The following is an 18,746-nucleotide window of genomic DNA, read 5'->3' on the forward strand; positions in this document are numbered from 1 at the left end:
AATTAAAATTTTTTTGAAAACTTTCTTGACGACCCCCTGAAAAACCAGTTTAATGCGCCCCGTTGCCCAGATAGCTCAGTCGGTAGAGCAGGGGATTGAAAATCCCCGTGTCGGCGGTTCGATTCCGTCTCTGGGCACCAAATACCGAAAACCCTGAATCGCAAGATTCAGGGTTTTTTTATGTCCGGGATTTGATGAGGCACTCTTCCAGCCACTATCGAAGCGCCGGACGAAGCATCAGTTCCCCACCCCCTGTCGACGCCAGCACGCGCCTGTAACGCTTGCCGAGGCCGAGTCCCGACAAACGTTTCAGACATTGGTGATCGGCCCTTCTTGATAGTCTCTCGGGCCTGTCGGAACGCTCCGTATGCTTTAACGGAAATGGATGACATACGCTGATCATCGGATTGGGCAGAATCGGAACAGGAGCTGCCGCATAAACGGGAGCAGATACACAACAAGGATGTAGACAATGATTGACGCTGTTAAACCGGACATCGAAACCGCTGAGCTTACTGAACAAGAAATCAGAACTTTCAGCTTTGATACTCGGCAGTCAACATTGCTTCACAAGTTCGCCGAAGAACTGGCCGCCATCGGCGGGCCACAGGCATCAGGAGCCAAGTCCAAAGCCGCTCTGGCAACCACCGAATTAAAGTCCTCGTTTTCGAAAGACCAATGCGAACTGCTGAACGCCTACTCCGACGGCCTTGTTTCCGTGTTGATCTTTGAAGGTCTGCAAAAAATCACCGATGTCAGCCCTCCAAATGAACTGCCAGACCTGATATTCCTGGAAAATCGATACGACGTCCTTTGCCTGGCCGCCCGTAATCAGATCTTGTTGAAACTGGTGGATAACAGTGCCTTTGCCTATGACATGGACAACGAAGGAAAACTGGTTCGATTGGTGGCCAACTTCAAGGGTGGCGGGCTGATCAAAATCAATGCCGAGCCGGAAATCAAAGAACTGAGCTCCCATTCCGGCCTCGCACTTGGCCCGCATACCGAGGCGCCTTACTGGTGCGCCGTGAACGCGAAAGACGGGCACTCGCCCTCTCCGTCGTCGCTCATACTTTCCGCCTTGTGGAACCCGAGCCTGGAACCTACGCGGATCATTCCACTACCTTCCATACTTGAAAAAATTGGCGTCACCAACTGCCTCGCGCTGACCACGGAAAACTTCCATTTCACTCGTAGCGACTCCTTTGTCAGTGGCAAAGGGGAAGATGGCCGCAATGTTTCGATTCTGGAGTTCGACGACAAGGTCGGGTTCGCAGCTCGCTTTAACTCCTATCGCTTTTCGGTCAATGACAACGCCTCGACCTTTGTCAAAACGGCTTACACCGCCCTTTGCCGGGGTGTGGACGAAGCAACCCCGGTTGAATACACGCTGACCCAGGAGTCGGCCATGGCTATCAATAACATCCGGGCTTTGCACTGTCGCGATGTCATCAAAGACAACAGACGAGTCCTGGTTCGCATTTTCGGACTTTCAAAATTTTCTTCCCCTCTCGTTATTTCAGAGAACCCGTTGCTGCTACAGGGCTGATTTTTCAAGTATTCAGGCCGTTGAACAACCCGTCATTTGATGACTGGCCAATATCGAAAAAGAGGGAATGTAATGTCTTGGGATGTCATTGGCATGTTGGCGCTCGTCGCTTTTTGCGCCGGTTTTTTTGATGCGATTGCCGGTGGTGGCGGCTTGATCACCTTGCCTGCTTTATTTCTGGCGGGCGTAGATCCGATCAGTGCAATTGCAACGAACAAGTTTCAGGCCGCGTCGGCAACTATTTCGGCAACTATTACCTTTGCTCGCAAAGGATTGATCGAGTGGCGCGAAGGTCGTTTCCTGGTTTTCTGCGGATTTATTGGCGGTGCCAGTGGTGCCTTGCTGGTCAGCTCTATTGATAAGCAATATCTAGAAGTTTGCGTGCCTATCATGTTGATTCTGGTAGCCGTCTATTTTGCGTTCTCTCCAAAGCTGGCCAATGAAGATCGACGCAAGAGAATCGGTATTCTGCTTTTTTCGTTTACCGTGGCGCCGATCCTGGGCTTTTACGACGGTATATTTGGCCCCGGTGTAGGCTCTTTCTTTATTGTCGCGTTTGTACTTCTTTGCGGCTTGGGCATGATGCGGGCCATGAGTTTTACCAAACTTGCTAACGCCTCATGCAACCTGGGTTCGCTGTCGGTCTTCATTACCAAAGGTGTGATTATCTGGCCGATTGCCATAGCCATGGCTTTAGCGGCCTTCATCGGTGCTCAATTGGGTGCACGAGCTGCCGTTCGGGTCGGTCCACGGTTGATTAAACCCATGTTGATCGTCGTCTGCTGCGCCTTGGCCATCAAGCTGCTGAGCGTAGAAAGCAATCCTTTGCGCGTTGCGGTCATCAACTCATTGGCTTCGTTATGAATACGGTCTGCGCTGATCAGCGCTTATTGCCTTCAATTTTGATGGCAGCCGAGCTTCTCTTACGGAATAGGCAACAAACGCCATGAGCCAGAAGAAAACTCGCATCCCCCGGCCCATCCGCCGCCGCATCACGAAAGCCGAGTCGCCTTTTTTGGCTGATGAACCTTCGCTTCAGGCTTTAGCAAGCGTCATAGCGTGTTGACGTAATCCACTGGCAACAACACGGTGTCCAGCGCTGCATCCACCGGCAGCGACACCACCGTGATAAGCGGGCAGACGATCATGAAGTAACAAATAACAGCCGCCGGCATTCCGCTGCTACCGCCCCCCCTTGCGCCAAGCAAGTGCAGGTCGCCATCAACACCCTTGTAGTAATTCTCTTCCGACGCGCCATTCATTCGGCCGATCATTGTTCCGCAACCCGCCAGCATCAATACAAGGCTCACGACAGACCCCATACGCAAAATCCCTTTCAAGTTCAGCATCCCTTCCAACGCGCTTTATGAGGCGCGGGAGTGTAATGGCAAAGGAAGGCTGATCAACTTAAATACCTCATCCATTTATTCTTCACCACTCCAGTGGAAAACCAGATTACGGGCCGTGCCGCTTCCTACATCCGCAGTGTCATGCTTCGCCTCACCACTACGCGTCGCCACCACGGTGTACTTGCCGGTAGGTAGTTGAACGTACACCAGCGGGCCAGCCTGACTCAGCGTCAGCACCGTCTGCCCTGGTTCTTTCTGAATGACCACATCCACATCGGGAACGTATTTGTTTTCAACCCCGATAGAGAAAGTCATGTGCAAGTTGTAGCCCTTGGCCTGCTGAATGGCTTTTGCCTCATCCTCGCCGATACCACCGGACAGGTAAGAAATCCCGTTTTGTTGCTGCGGCTGAACTTGCACGCCTGTGCTGTCAATGGGATCGAGGCTGGCGCCATGCGGCAGGACGGCCGGGAACATCAACGCACCGATGGCAGCAAGTGGCAATACGAGTGAATGGACGCATTTCATGATGGCGACTCCCGGGTTCTATAGAACCCAATCGTTACTCCTTTTAGATTTCTCGCTGAATGCTCAAGTTTTAGATTGATTAGTACTTGGGTTCACTGCGAATCGGACTACACGTTGTATTCCTCAAACGTGGATTGCCGTCGGCGTGATCCCGCAAAACCAGTCGGACTTTCCTTCCGATTTACCAGCCGTGCCCGGCATCGCGGGCTATCACTCTCTTGCCATCCTCTTCCGCCTGTTTCCTTCAGCTGCGGAAAATGTCATGACCTCCCTCAAACCCGGTAACACTCAAGATCCACAGATCACTTCACTGCTCGGCAATTTTGGCGAATTGATCCGCGAAGCGCGGCAGAAGGTGCTGCGAGCGGTCGATACCGTACAGGTGCAAACCTGTTGGCAGATTGGACGGCATATTGTGGAGTTCGAGCAGGAAGGCGCTCGGCGGGCGGTGTATGGCAAGCAGTTGCTATCGACGCTGGCGAAAGTACTGACGTCGAAGTTTGGGAAAGGTTTTGACGAGCGCAACCTGCGATACATGCGGGACTTTTATCAGACCTTTCCAATTTGGAACGCAGTGCGTTCCGAATTGAGCTGGACCCACTACCGCAGACTGCTACGAGTCGACAACGACAACGCTCGCCACTGGTACATGAACGAATCAGCCCTGCAGAACTGGTCAAGTCGCGCCCTCGAGCGCCAGATCAATACCCTCTATTACGAACGCTTGCTGGCGAGCCGCGACCGGGCTGCTGTCAAACAGGAAGCCGCCACCAACATCCAGCAAATGAACGCCAGCCCTCGGGATTTCATCCGGGACCCAGTGCTACTGGAGTTTCTCGGCCTGCCCAATGCGGGCTTGATCCAGGAAAGTGAACTTGAACAAGCATTGATCAATCAACTCCAGGGCTTCCTGCTCGAATTGGGCAAAGGCTTCGCCTTCATCGCTCGCCAGCAACGCATCAGTACCGAGAGCAAAGACTTCTACATCGACCTGGTGTTCTACAACTACCTGCTCAAGTGCTTCGTCATCTTCGACCTCAAGCGCGGCGTACTGACCCACCAGGATGTCGGCCAGATGGACATGTACGTGCGCATGTACGACGACCTCAAGCGCGGACCGGAGGATGGCCCCACCGTCGGCCTCATTCTCTGCGCGCAAAAAGATGAATCGGTGGTGCGCTATTCAGTGCTGCAAGGCAACGAACAACTGTTCGCCAGTACCTACAGACTGGTACTGCCGAGCGAGGAGGAACTTCGCACAGAACTGGATCGGGAGTGGGCGGTGCTTGAGGAGCGGTTACTCAAGCAAAGGCCCCGACAAGCACGGGTGGATTGTTCATAAACGGCGTGAAGACTATGGTGACTGGCTTACCGCAAAGGTTCAAAGCCGATGAATTTTCAGGACATGCCCTCACTGGCCCCGTCGCAACTTGAATTGCCGTTACCCACCGGCACACCTGGTGACTCTTTCAAGGAACCCGCCGCCGACGGTTTCATCCTTGGCGGCTTCACCTGGCGGCATGCGAATCAAGACTCGACCCGTCCTGCGGTCATCATCAACGCCGCCACCTCAGTCCGCTGTCGCCACTACTCACGCTTCGCCGATTACCTGTACGCCAACGGCTTCGATGTGATCACTTACGACTACCGTGGCATCGGCGAATCGCGACCCGCGTCGCTGAAAGGGCTTCGGGCATCATGGTCAGATTGGGGCGCGCTGGACTTTGAGGCGATGCTCAAGCGCGCTCAGCGTGAATTTCCCGGGCAACCCATCGATGTTGTAGGCCACAGCTTTGGAGGCTGTGCAGCGGGCCTGGGAGCTTCCGGGCATATGATTCGACGCCTGGTGACCGTCGGTGCGCAATTCGCTTACTGGCGCGATTACGCGCCCGCCCATCGCTGGCGGATGTTCGGCAAGTGGCATCTGGTGATGCCGTTGATGACATTGCTTTGCGGCTACTTCCCCGGCAAACGTCTCGGCTGGCTAGAGGACACCCCCGCCGGCGTGGTTCGCGACTGGAGCATGCCTACTGCGCACTACGAGAAACGCCCCAGCGGTCGCGTCCTTCACGCAAAATCCGGGCGACTGCCCTTCTCATCCGTCACCGCACAAAACCTGGCCATCAGCATCAGCGACGATCCTTACGGTACGATTCCGGCCATCGAACGCCTGCTCAGTTACTTCACCGGAGCAACAAACAGCCATCTGCGAATCACCCCCGCAGACATCGGCGAACAAGAAGTCGGACATTTCGCCTTTTTTCGTAGCCCATACCAAGCCACACTATGGCCCATTGCATTGTCCTGGTTGCAGACCGGCAAACTGGCCCCCGACACACCTGGGCGGCTAGTGCCACGCAACTGACTGATGTGCCCACTCAACGGAATACGGAACAACGCCCATGGCATCCGCCAACAAGCAAAACAAACGCGCCACGCGCGCCAAAGCCAAGGCCAAGCAGAACCGCACCCAACGGGCCGCCGCGCCGGTCGAGCTGGACCCGAACGACGATCGCATCGACTTCGAATCGGTGGACCTGACCGAGCTGTTCAAAGAAATGATCGACGCGCAAAAGATCAGCCAACAAGCCATGTGCAGGGCCTTCCTTGAACATCCGCTGCTCGCGTTGGTGCTGGTGCAGGAAGGCGAAGAAACAGCGACAGACTTCATCATCGCTGCGCTGATCGAGTACCGCCAATGGTCCACCGAAGCGGACGAAGCCAGTGCCCTGGCCTGGATCGAATCCCCGGCCTTCCAGATTGATTACGTGGCAGCTTCCGAAGCTATCGCGACCCAAAACCAACAGAAACCGAACTGAGTTCCCATGGCCTCTTTGAACAAGCAACAGAAACGCGCCAAACGCGCCAAGATCAAAGCCAAGCAAATCAACATACACGGCAGAAAACCCGCCGCACTGGACGATGATCTGGAAGAAATCGGCGAGCCGATCCCGGAATACACCCTGGCAATGTTCAGCAAAATGCGTGACGCGGAAGCCACCAGCCGCAACGACATGCTGCTGACCCTGCTGTCGAACCTCGCCGAAATCATCAGCGACCATCCAGAACTGCTGGACATGGAAAACGCCGACAACGAAGCCATGGCCGCCACTCACCTGGCCGCCGACATGCTGATCGATTACCGCATGTGGGCCGACGGCATGGACCGCGACACCGCCCAGGCCTGGCTGACAGACCCGCAGTTCATCACCGACTTCGGCACGGCGCTCGACAGCTATCGCGAGTCGCTGGATGCGCAGGAAGAAAAGGCTGAGTAAACACTCGCCCCAGAAACCAAAACGGCCGCTTGTCATCACTGACAGCGGCCGTTTTTGTTTGAGAAGCCAATAACCCAAAACGATTTGACATGACCCCTCGTCAGCGACCGCGTATATCCCATTGACATATCCCTTGAGAAACCTATTCTTTGGACTCACAGCACCTACAAAACCGCAGGAGGCCAAAATGGAACAGACCACCCTTTTCATGAGCAATCGAAGCCAGGCTGTCCGTCTCCCCAAAGCTGTTGCGATGCCAAGCGACGTGAAACGAGTCAACGTAGTTGCCATCGGCAGAGCTCGCATCATCACTCCCGCAGATGAAACATGGGACAGCTGGTTCGACGGGGATGGCGTGAGTGCAGATTTCATGACCGATCGTGATCAACCCGCCGATCAGGAACGTGAGTCGTTCTGATGATCAAATACATGCTCGATACCAACATCTGCATCTTCACCATCAAGAACAAACCGCAAATCGTACGAGAAGCTTTCAACCGTCATAACGGGCAGCTATGCATCAGTGCCGTCACGTTGATGGAGTTGTTCTACAGCGCCGAAAAATCGGCGGCACCAGAAAAGAACCTCGCAGTGATCGAGGGTTTTGTGGCACGCCTTGAGGTCTTGCCTTTCGACAATGAAGCGGCCGCGCATACTGGAATGATTCGATCCGAGCTGGCTAAGGCTGGAACGCCTATCGGGCCCTACGACCACATGATTGCCGGCCACGCACGTTCACGCGGATTCATAGTGGTCACCAACAACCTACGAGAATTTGAACGGGTGCCAGGGCTACGCGTAGAAGATTGGGTTCACCCCGATTGAGCCAGTACAACCGACAGAAACAAAAACGGCCGCTTGTCATCACTGACAGCGGCCGTTTTGCGTTATGCGGCACGAATCAGTTAAGCACCACCGCACCCATCTTCTGCAGCTTGCGACGACGAGCCACAAACAAACCGGCAGCCACCACCAGCAAACTCAGGAGACCGGTCGCGAGGATCTCCACGCGATGCGCTTCCTGGAACAGCATGATGGTCAGGGCCGCAACGATGAAGATGATCACCGCGTAGGTCAGGGCCGGGAACAGCCACATGCTGAAAGCGATTTTTTCACCGCGCGCCATGCGCTGCTTGCGCATACGCAATTGCGAGATGGCGATCACCAGGTACACAAGCAGCGCGATAGCGCCGGAGCTGGCCAGCAGGAATTCGAACACGGCGGCCGGGGCCACGTAGTTGGCGAAAACCGCGATGAACGCAGCGCCGGTGGACAACATGACGGCCCAGTACGGCGTGCCGCTCTTGTTGGTGCGCTGGGAAACGGCCGGTGCATCACCGCGTTTGCCCAGGGAGAACATCATGCGTGAGGCGGTGTACAGCGCCGAGTTCAGGCAACTGGTCACAGCAACCAGCACCACGATGTCGACGATCAGCTTGGCATTCGGGATGCCCATGCGCTCAAGCACGGTCTGGTAGGAGCCGACGGCTGCCAGTACCGGGTCGTTCCAAGGTACCAGGGCCACAACGATGAAGATCGATACAAGGTAGAACAAGCCAATCCGCCAGATCACCGAGTTGGTTGCCTTGGAGATTTGCTGACCAGGGTTCTTCGATTCCGCGGCCGCAATGGTCACGATCTCGGTGCCCATGAAGGAAAACATGGTGGTCAGGATCGCGCCCAACACTGCGCCCATGCCGTTTGGCAGGAAGCCTTGGGTGTCAAACAGGTGCGAAACACCGCTGACCTGGCTGGTCGGCAGGAAGCCGAAGATCGCCAGGATGCCAAGACCAATGAATCCGATGATCGCGATGACTTTGACCAGGGCGAACCAGAATTCGAATTCACCGTAGTTCTTCACGCTGAACAGGTTGGTCACCGTCAACAGCAAGGTGATGACCAAAGTGAAGGCCCAGATGGCCACATTCGGGAACCAGGCGTGCAGGATGGTCGCGGCGGCGTTGGCTTCCAGCGGAATCACCAACACCCAGAACCACCAGTAGAGCCAGCCGATGGTGAAACCGGCCCAGTGACCGATCGCGCGATCGGCATACGTCGAGAAGGAGCCTGTGTCCGGCGAAGCCACGGCCATTTCGCCGAGCATGCGCATCACCAGCACCACCAGCATACCGGCGGCAGCATACGCCAACAGCACGGCCGGGCCTGCGGCGGCGATGGCGTGACCCGAGCCGACGAACAAGCCGGCGCCGATTACCCCGGCAATCGACAGCATGGTCACATGTCGCGGTTTGAGACCCTGTTCGAGGCCATTGGAGCTTGGGGTACTGCTCATTGAAACTACCTTTGTAAGGAAAAGCGATTGCGTCCACCCGGCGTGGCGTTCCTTCTCGTAAAAAGAAACCAACGGGGCGTTCCGTATTCTGCACGCAATAATTGCGCCAAAATGTTACAGAACACCCAGACATGGGGCTCTCCGCCGGACCGGACAGTCATCGCAAGTCATTGAGATTAATGGCAATTCGCCAGAGCGTTACCCTGCCACCCACTTTAGGAACGAAGCGGCGCACCAGAAACACACCCAAAAATATAGCGACGCACAATAAAAGTGCGGCTCAGGAACGTTTGGCCGGTTAGCGCTTCCAACACCCCGCCAAAGCTGGCAACATCGCGCCCTTTTTTACGGGACCCGTAGCTGTTTTGTATTTAAAAGCAGGTTCAAACGGCTGTTCGGTTGATAGCAGCGCGACAGTCTGCTGTACCGATGCGACAACCTGCCACAGGTCACCCGTTTACCGCCCATAGCGCTGTTGGCTGCCATTCAGACGCTATGCTAGCTTGGCCGCCTCGCCAGGAAGGCCGCCAATAGCAGGAGCGAAATACTTATGAGGAACGCACATGGCTGAGGCCACGCCCGCGCTTGAAATCCGCAACTTGCACAAACGCTACGGACAGCTTGAGGTGCTCAAAGGCATCTCGCTGACCGCCCGCGACGGCGACGTGATCTCGATCCTGGGTTCTTCCGGTTCCGGCAAGTCCACCTTCCTTCGTTGCATCAATCTGTTGGAAAACCCGCATCAGGGCCAGATCCTGGTGGCCGGCGAAGAACTCAAGCTTAAAGCCGCCAAGAACGGCGAACTGGTCGCAGCCGACGGCAAGCAGATCAACCGCCTGCGCAGCGAGATCGGTTTTGTGTTTCAAAACTTTAATCTCTGGCCGCACATGAGCGTGCTCGACAACATCATCGAAGCCCCGCGTCGCGTACTCGGCCAGAGCAAAGCCGAAGCCATTGAAGTCGCCGAAGCCTTGCTGGCCAAGGTCGGCATCGCTGACAAGCGCCACGCTTACCCGGCGCAACTCTCCGGCGGTCAGCAACAACGCGCGGCCATTGCCCGTACGCTGGCAATGCAGCCCAAGGTGATCCTGTTCGACGAACCGACCTCCGCCCTTGACCCGGAAATGGTCCAGGAAGTACTTAATGTCATCCGCGCATTGGCCGAAGAAGGCCGCACCATGCTGCTGGTCACCCATGAAATGGGCTTCGCCCGTCAGGTGTCCAGCGAGGTGGTGTTCCTCCACCAGGGCCTGGTAGAAGAGCAAGGATCGCCACAGCAGGTGTTCGAAAACCCGCTTTCGGCGCGCTGCAAACAATTCATGTCCAGCAACCGCTAACGGAGCTACCCGCATGCAGAACTACAAAAAAATCTTCCTGGCTGCTGCCGTCACCCTGGCCTTCAGCGCCGGTGCCGCCGCCGAGACCTTGAAGATGGGCATCGAAGCGGCCTACCCGCCGTTCAACAACAAAGATGCCAGTGGCAATGTCGTCGGCTTCGACAAAGAAATCGGCGATGCCCTGTGCGCCAAGATGAAAGTCGAGTGCACCGTGGTCACGTCCGACTGGGACGGCATCATTCCGGCCCTGAACGCCAAGAAATTCGACTTCCTGATCTCCTCGATGTCGATCACCGACGAGCGCAAGCAAGCGGTGGACTTCACCGACCCGTACTACTCCAACAAGCTGCAATTCATCGCCAAGAAAGACGTCGACTTCAAAACCGACAAGGCTTCCCTGCAAGGCAAAGTGATCGGTGCACAACGTGCGACCCTCGCTGGCACCTGGCTGGAAGACAACATGGAAGGCGTTGAAATCAAACTCTACGACACCCAGGAAAACGCCTACCTCGACCTGACTTCCGGTCGTCTGGACGGCATCCTCGCGGACAAATACGTCAACTACGAGTGGCTGAAAAGCGACGCCGGCCGGTCCTACGAGTTCAAGGGCGACCCGGTGGAAGAAAGCGACAAGATCGGTATCGCTGTACGTAAAGGCGATGAGATTCGTACGAAGCTGAACACCGCACTGAAAGAAATCGTCGCTGATGGCACCTACAAAAAGATCAACGACAAGTACTTCCCGTTCAGCATCTATTGATCCTGACCTGCCGGGCCGGCGCCGTTATTTGACGGCGCCAGTCCCTGGCATTGCCTGCCGCAATTTGAAAAGAAATCCATGACTATCGATCTCTACGGATTCGGCCCGGCGCTCGCCGCTGGCGCGCTGATGACTGTGAAACTGGCACTCTCGGCCTTGTGCCTGGGGCTGGTGCTCGGTCTGCTCGGCGCCTTGGCCAAAACTTCCCCGTACAAGCCACTGCAATGGCTTGGCGGCACTTATTCAACACTGGTTCGCGGCATCCCTGAATTGCTCTGGGTGCTGTTGATCTACTTCGGCACGGTCAACCTGATGCGTGCCCTGGGCGAGTTCTTCGGCAACCCCGACCTCGAACTCAATGCCTTCGCCGCTGGCGTGATTGCGCTGGGGCTGTGCTTCGGCGCCTACGCCACGGAAGTGTTTCGTGGTGCGATTCTGGCGATTCCAAAGGGTCACCGTGAAGCCGGCGTGGCCCTGGGCCTGTCGAAGTTCCGTATCTTCACCCGATTGATCATGCCGCAGATGTGGCGCATCGCCCTGCCGGGCCTGGGCAACCTGTTCATGGTCCTGATGAAAGACACGGCGCTGGTGTCCGTGATCGGCCTGGAAGAAATCATGCGTCACGCACAGAACGCCGTAACCTTCGCCAAGCATCCATTTACGTTCTTCATGGTCGCGGCCTTCATGTATCTGGGCCTGACAATACTGGCCATGGTTGGCATGCATTTTCTGGAACAACGCGCTGCCCGCGGCTTTGTGAGGACGACGTAATGGAATGGGAAGTCATCTACAAATGGCTGCCGAAGTTCATCCAGGGCGCCACCCTGACGCTGGAGCTGGTGGGCATCGCCGTGATTCTCGGCCTGCTGCTGGCCATCCCATTGGGCATCGCGCGCTCGTCCAAGCTTTGGTACGTTCGCGCGTTTCCCTACGCCTACATCTTTTTCTTTCGCGGCACACCGCTGTTGGTTCAGTTGTTCCTGGTCTATTACGGCCTGGCGCAGTTCGACGTGGTGCGCGACAGCGTCCTGTGGCCTTACCTGCGAAGTCCATTCTGGTGCGCCACGGCCACCATGACGTTGCACACGGCAGCTTACATTGCGGAGATCCTGCGCGGCGCGATCCAGGCGATTCCGCCCGGTGAGATCGAAGCGGCACGCGCCTTGGGCATGTCCAAGGCCAAGGCGCTGTTTTACATCATCCTGCCGCGAGCGGCACGGATCGGCCTGCCTGCCTACAGCAACGAAGTGATCCTGATGCTCAAGGCCAGTTCTCTGGCAAGCACCGTCACCCTGCTGGAACTCACCGGCATGGCGCGCACCATCATTGCCCGCAACTACCTGACGGTGGACATGTTCTTTACTGCCGGTGTGTTCTATCTATTGATGTCGTTTGTACTGGTGCAGGCGTTCCGTCAGTTGGAGCGCTGGTTGCGCGTCGATGCCTGCCAAGGGCGTTGATTCTCAGGTGCTGACGGGCGAGGCCTTACTCGCCCGCTTCACGGCGCTGGATGCTTTTCTGATCGAGCATCAGGCACTGTGGAAGCCTCGGCCGTTTACTCATCTGCAGCTTCCCTGGGAAGCGTCCTACCCTGAGTTGTCTGTATGGCTACGCGGCAGGTCATTGGACGATGCGGAAAATGCTCATAACCAACCTGCTCTTCTGGAGGCGCCGGAGCCATTCGCTTCACTGGCGGCGTTTTCCCTTGAGCTGAGCGCTGTAGGTGAATTGCCAGCTCATGCACTCGAAGCAGCTGGCCATCGGCTGAATGTCGATGTGCCGGGACGCAAGTGGCAGCAGATCGAAGCCTTCGCCAGTCGTTTGCAATTTGCTGACGCGCCGAGCCATTGGCTGGACTGGTGCTCGGGCAAAGGCCACTTGGGTCGACGTCTGCTGCAATCCGGACAACAACTGACCTGCCTGGAATACGACCCGGCGCTGGTCGCCAGCGGTCAGGCACTCAGCCAGCGTCATCAATTGCACGCACTGCATGTCGAGCAAGATGTACTCGCTGCGGATGCCGCCTCTTTCTTGAAGGCTGACTACACGCCCGTAGCGCTGCACGCCTGCGGTGATCTGCATGTGCGGCTGATCCAGCTCGCCAGTGCGTCTGGCTGCAAACAACTGGCCATCGCGCCTTGCTGCTATAACCGGATCAGTCTGAGCGAGTATCAGCCGCTTTCCTTGTCGGCCAAGCACTCCGACCTACAGCTATCCCTCGAAGATCTTTCGCTACCGATGAGCGAAACCGTCACCGCTGGCGCTCGCGTCCGACGTCAGCGTGACACCTCCATGGCCCGACGCCTGGCCTTCGACCTGCTCCAGCGGCAACTGCGGGGCATTGACGAATACCTGCCCACCCCTTCCCTCCCCAGCGCCTGGCTGGATAAATCCTTCGCTGATTACTGCCATCATTTAGCCGCGCTTAAAGAGTTATCCACAATCGGCCCGCAGGATTGGTCAGCACTCAAAGCCGCCGGTTGGCAGCGATTGGCCGAAGTGCGCAATCTCGAGCTGTTGCGCGGACTTTTCCGACGCCCATTGGAGCTGTGGCTGGTACTTGATCGAGCCCTTTTCCTTTCCGAACAAGGGTATGCGGTTCGCCTCGGAACCTTCTGCGAAACCCCACTTACACCGCGTAATTTCCTGATCCTGGCTGAGCGTCCTTAAAGCACCTCATCCTGTGGATAACTCTGGGGATGAAATTATCGTGGATCCAATAAATACGATTGTTTCGGAGCTGAAACACAACTGTTCAATTTTCGTACACCTATAAAAAAAGCGGAAAAACAGGTATTTGCGATCAAATGAGAACGGCTCCGCAAATTTGCCTCTAAGGAGGTGCGGTACAGATCCCGTTGTGCATAAGCATTAAGGCAAAACAACATAACGACCTGCGAAACCTCAACTATCTTTGCCAAACGCCAGATTCTCCTGGCGCTTAAACAGCAAGGAGCTGGGAAAAACATGAGCACATTGAACAGTGCACAGGAAGCCGTCGATACCGTCGCCAACCAAGCCATTGATGCTGCGCTGCAGCAAACCTTCGCGGTGGGCGGCGCCATCATCAACAACGCAACGGGCGAAGTCATCGCCGCGCTGCACAACAACGTGCTGATGCCTTTCCCCGGCAGTGGCACCACATACTTTCTACCTCATGACCCGACCGCCCACGGCGAGCGGCAATTGGTGGACTGGTACTACGAAAACGTCGCGCCATTGAACCTGCCACCGCCCAATCAGTTGACTGTCGTCACCACGCTGGACCCGTGCGCCATGTGCGCCGGTTCGCTGCTGACTGCAGGATTTAACGTCGCCGTCAGTGCGATCGATGACTACGCAGGCATCAACTACAACAGCCAGTTCACCTTTCCGTCGCTGCCACCGCAGATCCGCCAACAGGCGCAGGACACCTGGGGTTATTACGCGATTGCAGCGCCTGTCAGCCGGGCTTATCAAGGTTCGACCAGCCCGGTATTCAGCGGCCAGACCATCAACTCGGCGGCGTACTGCCTCTGCAGCTCGATCTTCTCCGCCAGCGTCAACACCGTGCGCGAGGCCAGCAACAACAGCGGTCTGCCGCCGGATCAATTGCAAAACCCGGCAAACCTCCCGGCCGACAGCAAAGTCCGCCAGGCACTGACTGCGCTCAGCCCGTTTGCGCTGACCGTGCAATCGGCCAACCCACGTGATCCCGGCGCAGAACTCGCCCCACCACTGTTACAAACCGCACAGCACAGCCCGGTGTTCAACTCGGTAGCCCTCATCGATCCGTTCGGCAACCTGCTGGTGTGCCTGGGTGGCGTCGAGAACCAGTCGCCGATTCGTACAGCGTTCATGGAAACCACCCGCAACTACGCGGTCATGCGCTGGACCCTGATGAACGACCCCGACCCGGCGGTTCGCGCCCAGGCCGAGCAATACCTGACGCATCCAAAGTACGGCACCTTCGTCTTCCTCTATGCACCCGATCCCACCACACCGCAGGCCGTGATGACCTTCGGCGCTTACGGCTCGACCATGGAAGGCCCCGTGCCACAAAGCTATCCGTCCAACCTGCAATATGTGCTGCTGCCCGGCAACACAACCGCCCAAGCGTTATCGACACTGGCCCAAAACCTGCCGCCGTTCTACACGCAAAGCGTGCAAGTGGCGCCCGCGCAGGTGTTGAGTCAGGACCTGATCAACGCGGTTAAAAACGGCGTGTAATGCCTCACAGGCCAGCCTCGCAGAAGCGTCCGCGAGGCTGGCCTGACACCCGCGCAAAAATAGTCTGAATTCAGGGGTTTACAGAACCAACCCAATCGCTATAATCGTCGCCCAACACGCCGGTATAGCTCAGTTGGTAGAGCAACTGACTTGTAATCAGTAGGTCCCGGGTTCGACTCCTGGTGCCGGCACCATACAAAACAAAGCCCTCGTAGAAATACGAGGGCTTTGTTGTTTCTGGCGTTTGGAAAAGCAGGTCTTAGTGCCCCGCGCTCTGCCCACCATCAACGTGCAGGATTTCACCCGTGACAAAGTTGGCGCTGTCCAGATACACGACCGCCTGAGCAATGTCGCTGATCTCGCCCATGTGCCCGACCGGGTGCAGATTGCCCAGCGCTTCATGGGTTTCTTCGCCGTGCATTGGCGTCTTGATGATGCCGGGGCTGACCGCGTTCACCCGAATCCCGCGTTTGGCGTATTCGATGGCCAGGGATTTGGTCGCCGCGTTCAGGCCACCTTTGGTCAACGACGCCAGTACCGATGGCACGCCGTCGATGGCGTGGTCCACGAGGCTGGTGGTGATGTTGACGACGTGGCCGCTGCCTTGTTTTTCCATCTCGGTGATCGCGAGTTGGGTGATGTAGAAGAAACCATTCAGGTTTACCGACAACACGGCGGCGTAGTCTTCCGGGGTGTAGGCAGTGAACGGCTTGGCAACGAAGATCCCGGCGTTGTTGACCAGGGTGTCGATGCGGCCGAAACGTGCGATGGCTTCACGGATGACTTGCTGGGCGACTTCCGGGTTGCCGATGTCGCCCGCCACGGTGAGGATGTCCGGGTCGGTGGACGGTTTGATCGAACGCGAAGTGGCGACAACTTTGTAATCCAGGTCACGGAACGCCTTGACCATGCCTGCGCCGAGACCTTGGGAGGCGCCAGTAATAACGATGACTTTCTTCGAATTGCTCATGATGAACCTCAACTAATAAATGATGGTTTGAAAAAGTAAGTAATCAGGCTTCGGCGGGGGCCTTCGCCATTTGTCTCAACATCTGTTCGTAGTACTCGACCGACTGCGAACCGGACACCAGGTGACGACCGTTCAGCACCAGGGCCGGAACTGAATTGATGCCGCGCTGGCGGTAAAACTCTTCAAGCTCACGCACTTCCTTGGCGAACGCTGCGGACGCCAACATCTCTTGAGCAGCCGCCGCATCCAGTCCCGCTTCAGCAGCCAGACCAACCAGCGTCTCGCGATCGCTCGGGTTCTGGCCGTCGGTGAAGTAAGCGCGCAGCAGGATCTTCTTCAGTGCGACCTGCCGCCCTTCCTGCAACGCCCACATCAACAACCGGTGAGCATCAAACGTGTTGTAGAAGTGGCTGCGCTTCTCTAAATCGAACTTGAAGCCAATGGCCTCACCGCGAGCGATCTGCATCGCTTTGCCGGCGGCGACGTCTTTGGCGCTGCGTCCATACTTGCGCATTAAATGCTCAACCGCTTTTTCGCCGACTGCCGGCATGTCCGGATTCAACTCGAAGGGCTTGTAGGTCAGCTCGACCGACACTTCACCGGCCACGTTTTCGATGGCCTGCTCCAGCGCCGTCGCGCCCAACGCGCACCACGGGCACACCACGTCGGAGATGAAATCGATGGAGACCGACGCGGTCATGACTGCCCCTCCGCCTCAGCCAGCTGCTTACGGTACTGGGTGGTGGTGATGCCGGCGTAACCCCAGTTATCGGTGTCGACTTCTTCGATCACGATATGGGTCAGGTGCGGATCCTTGTTGAGGACGCGTTCCAGGGTTTCAGTGATTTCGGCGATCACCTGAGCTTTCTGCTCAGAGGTAACGCCATCGCGGGTAATGCGTACGCTTACGAAAGGCATGAGGAATCTCCAGTGACCTTCCCTTCGGAATGAATGGGTCGGCGTTGGAGCTCAATGTAGGGGGTTGGTTGGTGGGGATAAAGGTGGGGGTGGGAACATCATTAGTTACTTGGTGTAATGAGTTATGTTTCGGACAGACAATACGTTTGCATCAAAAACGATCAATCGACTAGCCTGCATTTATCGCAAATTTTAGATAATTCAAAGGATCGAGACGTTAATGGCAGTTCAATTCTTCGACAGCCCATTCCACGTAGACCCAAGCCGCACGCGTAAAAAGCCCCGAATCAAATCGCAATGCTGTTCACCTAAGACAGTCTCCAGTCGAGCAAGAACCTGTGGCGAGGGGATTTACGAATCAATCGGGGCTTTTCAGTTTCCGGCTCACACTTCGCTGACCTCAAACACAAACGAAATCTTCCCGCTGCTCGCACTCCACACATAACGAATGTGCTTGCCTTGCTTCGGAATAGACACGGCCGGCGGACGAAACGCAGCAACACATTCATGCCCAGTCAGCCGGACGCTGTTGTAAAGCAGCCCCCACGACAAGGTTTCACGCAATTGCCGGGCAAACGCTTGTGACGGCCCGTAAGCGTCAGGATCCGGGTTGTGCATTTCGGGGTAGTGTTGGCGAACGTCATGCATCGGTTTGACGACTTTGTTGACATAGGTGCGCAGGGTCAACTCGATGTCGGGCTCGTTGGTCGCGGCCAGGAAGCGTTCCTGGTGATAGCTCGTTTCGGCGATGGCGGCGGCCTGGCTGCTGGCGGCGTAGTAGACGCCGTAGGTGCCGTCGGTGAAGCGGCTGGTTTTGCCGATGTGGGTGAACGCAGCCATGACTGGTGATGAGCCGGGGCCGGAGATTCGGTCTTCGGGCAGCACGCGGGAGAGCACGCCGGCTTCTTGCACCAACCGGTCGTTGGTCAGGGCTTCCAGGGCGTAGGCGGTTTGCAGGTCTTCGGGGTCGAGCACGTCTTCAAACAGGGTGATCGGGGGGAACGCGCTGTTGATCATCCGGTAAGCACGGTTCCATTCGGGGAGCGCTACTTCCGGGGCCATCAGCCGCGGACGCCATCGAGGTAGCGACGCACGTCAGCGATGTCCACCACCCGGCCGGCCAGCATGTAGCTCAACGCGGATTGACCATTGAACGGCGCGGCGGTGTTCGGACTGCTGACCCATTTGTAGGCGCGGTCGCGGTTGTTGCTGAAGATGATGCTCAGGGCTTTGTGGATGCCCATCAGGTAAGAGATGCGCTCCAGAGTGTCGTGAGGGAGACGCACATTGGGCGGCAGATGTTTGTATTTATAGAAGGTGGTGTTGCCGACTTTGCCCAACAGCGTGCGCTGTTCTTCGGCGGTGCAGCCCCAACGCTCCATCAGGTTGAAGAAGAACTTGAGCGCCACGCGGCCGGCTTCCGGGGTGTCGAGTTCTTGCGGAGCTGTGCGGACTGGGGATGAAGTGGCCATTGGAAGGACTCCTTCGGGCAAAGGGATATGCCTTCAGAGTAGTACAGATCCGAATATATTTTAAATTTTTGTTCGCTTATGGA

Annotated in this window: 22 protein-coding genes and 2 tRNA genes; 16 read left to right on the forward strand and 8 right to left on the reverse strand. The window is 56.7% G+C overall.

All coding sequences use genetic code 11. The annotated features are described in order from the left end of the window. Positions 1 to 64 precede the first annotated feature (64 nt). From ACYZUA_RS00905 to ACYZUA_RS00915, 3 genes are all read left to right on the forward strand, one after another. A tRNA-Phe gene (locus ACYZUA_RS00905) sits at positions 65 to 140 on the forward strand. Positions 141 to 472: 332 nt separating this feature from the next. Continuing rightward, positions 473 to 1,549, forward strand: coding sequence for a hypothetical protein (locus ACYZUA_RS00910; RefSeq protein ID WP_461961721.1), 1,077 nt, complete (start codon positions 473 to 475; stop codon positions 1,547 to 1,549). A 72-nt stretch (positions 1,550 to 1,621) separates the two neighbouring features. Beyond that, positions 1,622 to 2,413, forward strand: coding sequence for a TSUP family transporter (locus ACYZUA_RS00915; RefSeq protein ID WP_461961722.1), 792 nt, complete (start codon positions 1,622 to 1,624; stop codon positions 2,411 to 2,413). Between the two features lie 188 nt (positions 2,414 to 2,601). On the opposite strand, the gene ACYZUA_RS00920 is transcribed toward ACYZUA_RS00915, so the two are convergent. Continuing rightward, complete coding sequence (locus ACYZUA_RS00920; RefSeq protein ID WP_461961723.1) at positions 2,602 to 2,898, reverse strand: YceK/YidQ family lipoprotein; 297 nt, start codon at positions 2,896 to 2,898, stop codon at positions 2,602 to 2,604. A 75-nt stretch (positions 2,899 to 2,973) separates the two neighbouring features. After that, the gene (locus ACYZUA_RS00925; RefSeq protein WP_461961724.1) at positions 2,974 to 3,426 is read right to left on the reverse strand and encodes a carboxypeptidase regulatory-like domain-containing protein; all 453 of its coding nucleotides are present in this window, start codon (positions 3,424 to 3,426) and stop codon (positions 2,974 to 2,976) included. A gap of 262 nt (positions 3,427 to 3,688) precedes the next feature. Between ACYZUA_RS00925 and ACYZUA_RS00930 the strand changes: the two genes are divergently transcribed. The 6 genes from ACYZUA_RS00930 to vapC all read left to right on the forward strand — a co-directional run bounded on the left by ACYZUA_RS00930 (position 3,689) and on the right by vapC (position 7,529). Continuing rightward, positions 3,689 to 4,768 (forward strand): PDDEXK nuclease domain-containing protein, encoded by a 1,080-nt coding sequence (locus ACYZUA_RS00930; protein ID WP_461961725.1) that lies wholly within the window; start codon positions 3,689 to 3,691, stop codon positions 4,766 to 4,768. Positions 4,769 to 4,816: 48 nt separating this feature from the next. Next, positions 4,817 to 5,791 (forward strand): alpha/beta hydrolase family protein, encoded by a 975-nt coding sequence (locus ACYZUA_RS00935; protein WP_461961726.1) that lies wholly within the window; start codon positions 4,817 to 4,819, stop codon positions 5,789 to 5,791. 37 nt (positions 5,792 to 5,828) lie between these two features. Then, the gene (locus ACYZUA_RS00940) at positions 5,829 to 6,245 is read left to right on the forward strand and encodes a hypothetical protein (RefSeq protein ID WP_461961727.1); all 417 of its coding nucleotides are present in this window, start codon (positions 5,829 to 5,831) and stop codon (positions 6,243 to 6,245) included. 6 nt (positions 6,246 to 6,251) lie between these two features. Then, positions 6,252 to 6,704 (forward strand): hypothetical protein, encoded by a 453-nt coding sequence (locus tag ACYZUA_RS00945; protein ID WP_461961728.1) that lies wholly within the window; start codon positions 6,252 to 6,254, stop codon positions 6,702 to 6,704. Between the two features lie 187 nt (positions 6,705 to 6,891). Beyond that, positions 6,892 to 7,122 carry a type II toxin-antitoxin system VapB family antitoxin gene (gene vapB, locus ACYZUA_RS00950; protein WP_461961729.1) on the forward strand — a complete coding sequence of 77 codons (231 nt, stop codon included), beginning with the start codon at positions 6,892 to 6,894 and terminating at the stop codon, positions 7,120 to 7,122. After that, on the forward strand, positions 7,122 to 7,529 hold the full coding sequence (gene vapC, locus ACYZUA_RS00955; protein WP_461961730.1) for a type II toxin-antitoxin system tRNA(fMet)-specific endonuclease VapC: 408 nt from the start codon (positions 7,122 to 7,124) through the stop codon (positions 7,527 to 7,529). The genes vapB and vapC overlap by 1 nt, the downstream gene beginning before the upstream one ends. A gap of 76 nt (positions 7,530 to 7,605) precedes the next feature. Here vapC and gabP read toward each other — a convergent pair whose 3' ends face one another. After that, complete coding sequence (gene gabP / locus ACYZUA_RS00960) at positions 7,606 to 8,997, reverse strand: GABA permease (RefSeq protein ID WP_283189654.1); 1,392 nt, start codon at positions 8,995 to 8,997, stop codon at positions 7,606 to 7,608. A 563-nt stretch (positions 8,998 to 9,560) separates the two neighbouring features. Between gabP and ACYZUA_RS00965 the strand changes: the two genes are divergently transcribed. The 7 genes from ACYZUA_RS00965 to ACYZUA_RS00995 all read left to right on the forward strand — a co-directional run bounded on the left by ACYZUA_RS00965 (position 9,561) and on the right by ACYZUA_RS00995 (position 15,497). Beyond that, a complete protein-coding gene (locus tag ACYZUA_RS00965) occupies positions 9,561 to 10,334 on the forward strand; it encodes an ABC transporter ATP-binding protein (protein WP_007897462.1) in 774 nt (257 codons plus the stop codon). A 13-nt stretch (positions 10,335 to 10,347) separates the two neighbouring features. Further along, positions 10,348 to 11,094: an ABC transporter substrate-binding protein gene (locus ACYZUA_RS00970; RefSeq protein ID WP_095127574.1), complete on the forward strand. Its 747-nt coding sequence runs from the start codon at positions 10,348 to 10,350 to the stop codon at positions 11,092 to 11,094. Positions 11,095 to 11,172: 78 nt separating this feature from the next. Next, entirely contained in the window at positions 11,173 to 11,865 is a 693-nt protein-coding gene (locus ACYZUA_RS00975; RefSeq protein ID WP_095127575.1) for an ABC transporter permease, read from the forward strand. After that, positions 11,865 to 12,554, forward strand: coding sequence for an ABC transporter permease (locus ACYZUA_RS00980; protein WP_095127576.1), 690 nt, complete (start codon positions 11,865 to 11,867; stop codon positions 12,552 to 12,554). Before ACYZUA_RS00975 ends, ACYZUA_RS00980 begins: the two co-directional genes overlap by 1 nt. Next, on the forward strand, positions 12,535 to 13,764 hold the full coding sequence (locus ACYZUA_RS00985; protein ID WP_461961731.1) for a methyltransferase: 1,230 nt from the start codon (positions 12,535 to 12,537) through the stop codon (positions 13,762 to 13,764). Before ACYZUA_RS00980 ends, ACYZUA_RS00985 begins: the two co-directional genes overlap by 20 nt. Before the next feature lie 297 nt (positions 13,765 to 14,061). After that, positions 14,062 to 15,303, forward strand: coding sequence for a nucleoside deaminase (locus ACYZUA_RS00990; RefSeq protein WP_461961732.1), 1,242 nt, complete (start codon positions 14,062 to 14,064; stop codon positions 15,301 to 15,303). A 118-nt stretch (positions 15,304 to 15,421) separates the two neighbouring features. Beyond that, a tRNA-Thr gene (locus tag ACYZUA_RS00995) sits at positions 15,422 to 15,497 on the forward strand. Positions 15,498 to 15,562: 65 nt separating this feature from the next. On the opposite strand, the gene ACYZUA_RS01000 is transcribed toward ACYZUA_RS00995, so the two are convergent. The 5 genes from ACYZUA_RS01000 to ACYZUA_RS01020 all read right to left on the reverse strand — a co-directional run bounded on the left by ACYZUA_RS01000 (position 15,563) and on the right by ACYZUA_RS01020 (position 18,663). After that, on the reverse strand, positions 15,563 to 16,273 hold the full coding sequence (locus tag ACYZUA_RS01000) for an SDR family NAD(P)-dependent oxidoreductase (protein ID WP_046045535.1): 711 nt from the start codon (positions 16,271 to 16,273) through the stop codon (positions 15,563 to 15,565). Between the two features lie 43 nt (positions 16,274 to 16,316). Further along, positions 16,317 to 16,973, reverse strand: coding sequence for a DsbA family oxidoreductase (locus ACYZUA_RS01005; RefSeq protein ID WP_461961733.1), 657 nt, complete (start codon positions 16,971 to 16,973; stop codon positions 16,317 to 16,319). After that, positions 16,970 to 17,191: a tautomerase family protein gene (locus ACYZUA_RS01010; protein ID WP_046045533.1), complete on the reverse strand. Its 222-nt coding sequence runs from the start codon at positions 17,189 to 17,191 to the stop codon at positions 16,970 to 16,972. The genes ACYZUA_RS01005 and ACYZUA_RS01010 overlap by 4 nt, the downstream gene beginning before the upstream one ends. A gap of 384 nt (positions 17,192 to 17,575) precedes the next feature. After that, positions 17,576 to 18,253 (reverse strand): RES family NAD+ phosphorylase, encoded by a 678-nt coding sequence (locus ACYZUA_RS01015; protein ID WP_461961734.1) that lies wholly within the window; start codon positions 18,251 to 18,253, stop codon positions 17,576 to 17,578. Further along, positions 18,253 to 18,663 (reverse strand): MbcA/ParS/Xre antitoxin family protein, encoded by a 411-nt coding sequence (locus ACYZUA_RS01020; protein ID WP_033058347.1) that lies wholly within the window; start codon positions 18,661 to 18,663, stop codon positions 18,253 to 18,255. The genes ACYZUA_RS01015 and ACYZUA_RS01020 overlap by 1 nt, the downstream gene beginning before the upstream one ends. Between the last annotated feature and the right edge of the window lie 83 nt (positions 18,664 to 18,746).

The sequence above is a fragment of the Pseudomonas sp. LS2P72 genome, from assembly GCF_054897865.1.

Coding starts and splice junctions, on each gene's coding strand:
- ACYZUA_RS00915 (WP_461961722.1), top strand. CDS start 1,622: ATGTCTTGGGATGTCATTGGCATGTTGGCGCTCGTCGCTTTTTGCGCC.
- ACYZUA_RS00935 (WP_461961726.1), top strand. CDS start 4,817: ATGAATTTTCAGGACATGCCCTCACTGGCCCCGTCGCAACTTGAATTG.
- ACYZUA_RS00990 (WP_461961732.1), top strand. CDS start 14,062: ATGAGCACATTGAACAGTGCACAGGAAGCCGTCGATACCGTCGCCAAC.
- ACYZUA_RS00965 (WP_007897462.1), top strand. CDS start 9,561: ATGGCTGAGGCCACGCCCGCGCTTGAAATCCGCAACTTGCACAAACGC.
- ACYZUA_RS00970 (WP_095127574.1), top strand. CDS start 10,348: ATGCAGAACTACAAAAAAATCTTCCTGGCTGCTGCCGTCACCCTGGCC.
- ACYZUA_RS00930 (WP_461961725.1), top strand. CDS start 3,689: ATGACCTCCCTCAAACCCGGTAACACTCAAGATCCACAGATCACTTCA.
- ACYZUA_RS00940 (WP_461961727.1), top strand. CDS start 5,829: ATGGCATCCGCCAACAAGCAAAACAAACGCGCCACGCGCGCCAAAGCC.
- ACYZUA_RS00945 (WP_461961728.1), top strand. CDS start 6,252: ATGGCCTCTTTGAACAAGCAACAGAAACGCGCCAAACGCGCCAAGATC.
- ACYZUA_RS00985 (WP_461961731.1), top strand. CDS start 12,535: ATGCCTGCCAAGGGCGTTGATTCTCAGGTGCTGACGGGCGAGGCCTTA.
- ACYZUA_RS01005 (WP_461961733.1), bottom strand. CDS start 16,973: ATGACCGCGTCGGTCTCCATCGATTTCATCTCCGACGTGGTGTGCCCG.
- ACYZUA_RS01000 (WP_046045535.1), bottom strand. CDS start 16,273: ATGAGCAATTCGAAGAAAGTCATCGTTATTACTGGCGCCTCCCAAGGT.
- ACYZUA_RS00980 (WP_095127576.1), top strand. CDS start 11,865: ATGGAATGGGAAGTCATCTACAAATGGCTGCCGAAGTTCATCCAGGGC.
- vapB (WP_461961729.1), top strand. CDS start 6,892: ATGGAACAGACCACCCTTTTCATGAGCAATCGAAGCCAGGCTGTCCGT.
- vapC (WP_461961730.1), top strand. CDS start 7,122: ATGATCAAATACATGCTCGATACCAACATCTGCATCTTCACCATCAAG.
- ACYZUA_RS00975 (WP_095127575.1), top strand. CDS start 11,173: ATGACTATCGATCTCTACGGATTCGGCCCGGCGCTCGCCGCTGGCGCG.
- ACYZUA_RS00925 (WP_461961724.1), bottom strand. CDS start 3,426: ATGAAATGCGTCCATTCACTCGTATTGCCACTTGCTGCCATCGGTGCG.
- ACYZUA_RS01015 (WP_461961734.1), bottom strand. CDS start 18,253: ATGGCCCCGGAAGTAGCGCTCCCCGAATGGAACCGTGCTTACCGGATG.
- gabP (WP_283189654.1), bottom strand. CDS start 8,997: ATGAGCAGTACCCCAAGCTCCAATGGCCTCGAACAGGGTCTCAAACCG.
- ACYZUA_RS01020 (WP_033058347.1), bottom strand. CDS start 18,663: ATGGCCACTTCATCCCCAGTCCGCACAGCTCCGCAAGAACTCGACACC.
- ACYZUA_RS01010 (WP_046045533.1), bottom strand. CDS start 17,191: ATGCCTTTCGTAAGCGTACGCATTACCCGCGATGGCGTTACCTCTGAG.
- ACYZUA_RS00920 (WP_461961723.1), bottom strand. CDS start 2,898: ATGCTGAACTTGAAAGGGATTTTGCGTATGGGGTCTGTCGTGAGCCTT.
- ACYZUA_RS00910 (WP_461961721.1), top strand. CDS start 473: ATGATTGACGCTGTTAAACCGGACATCGAAACCGCTGAGCTTACTGAA.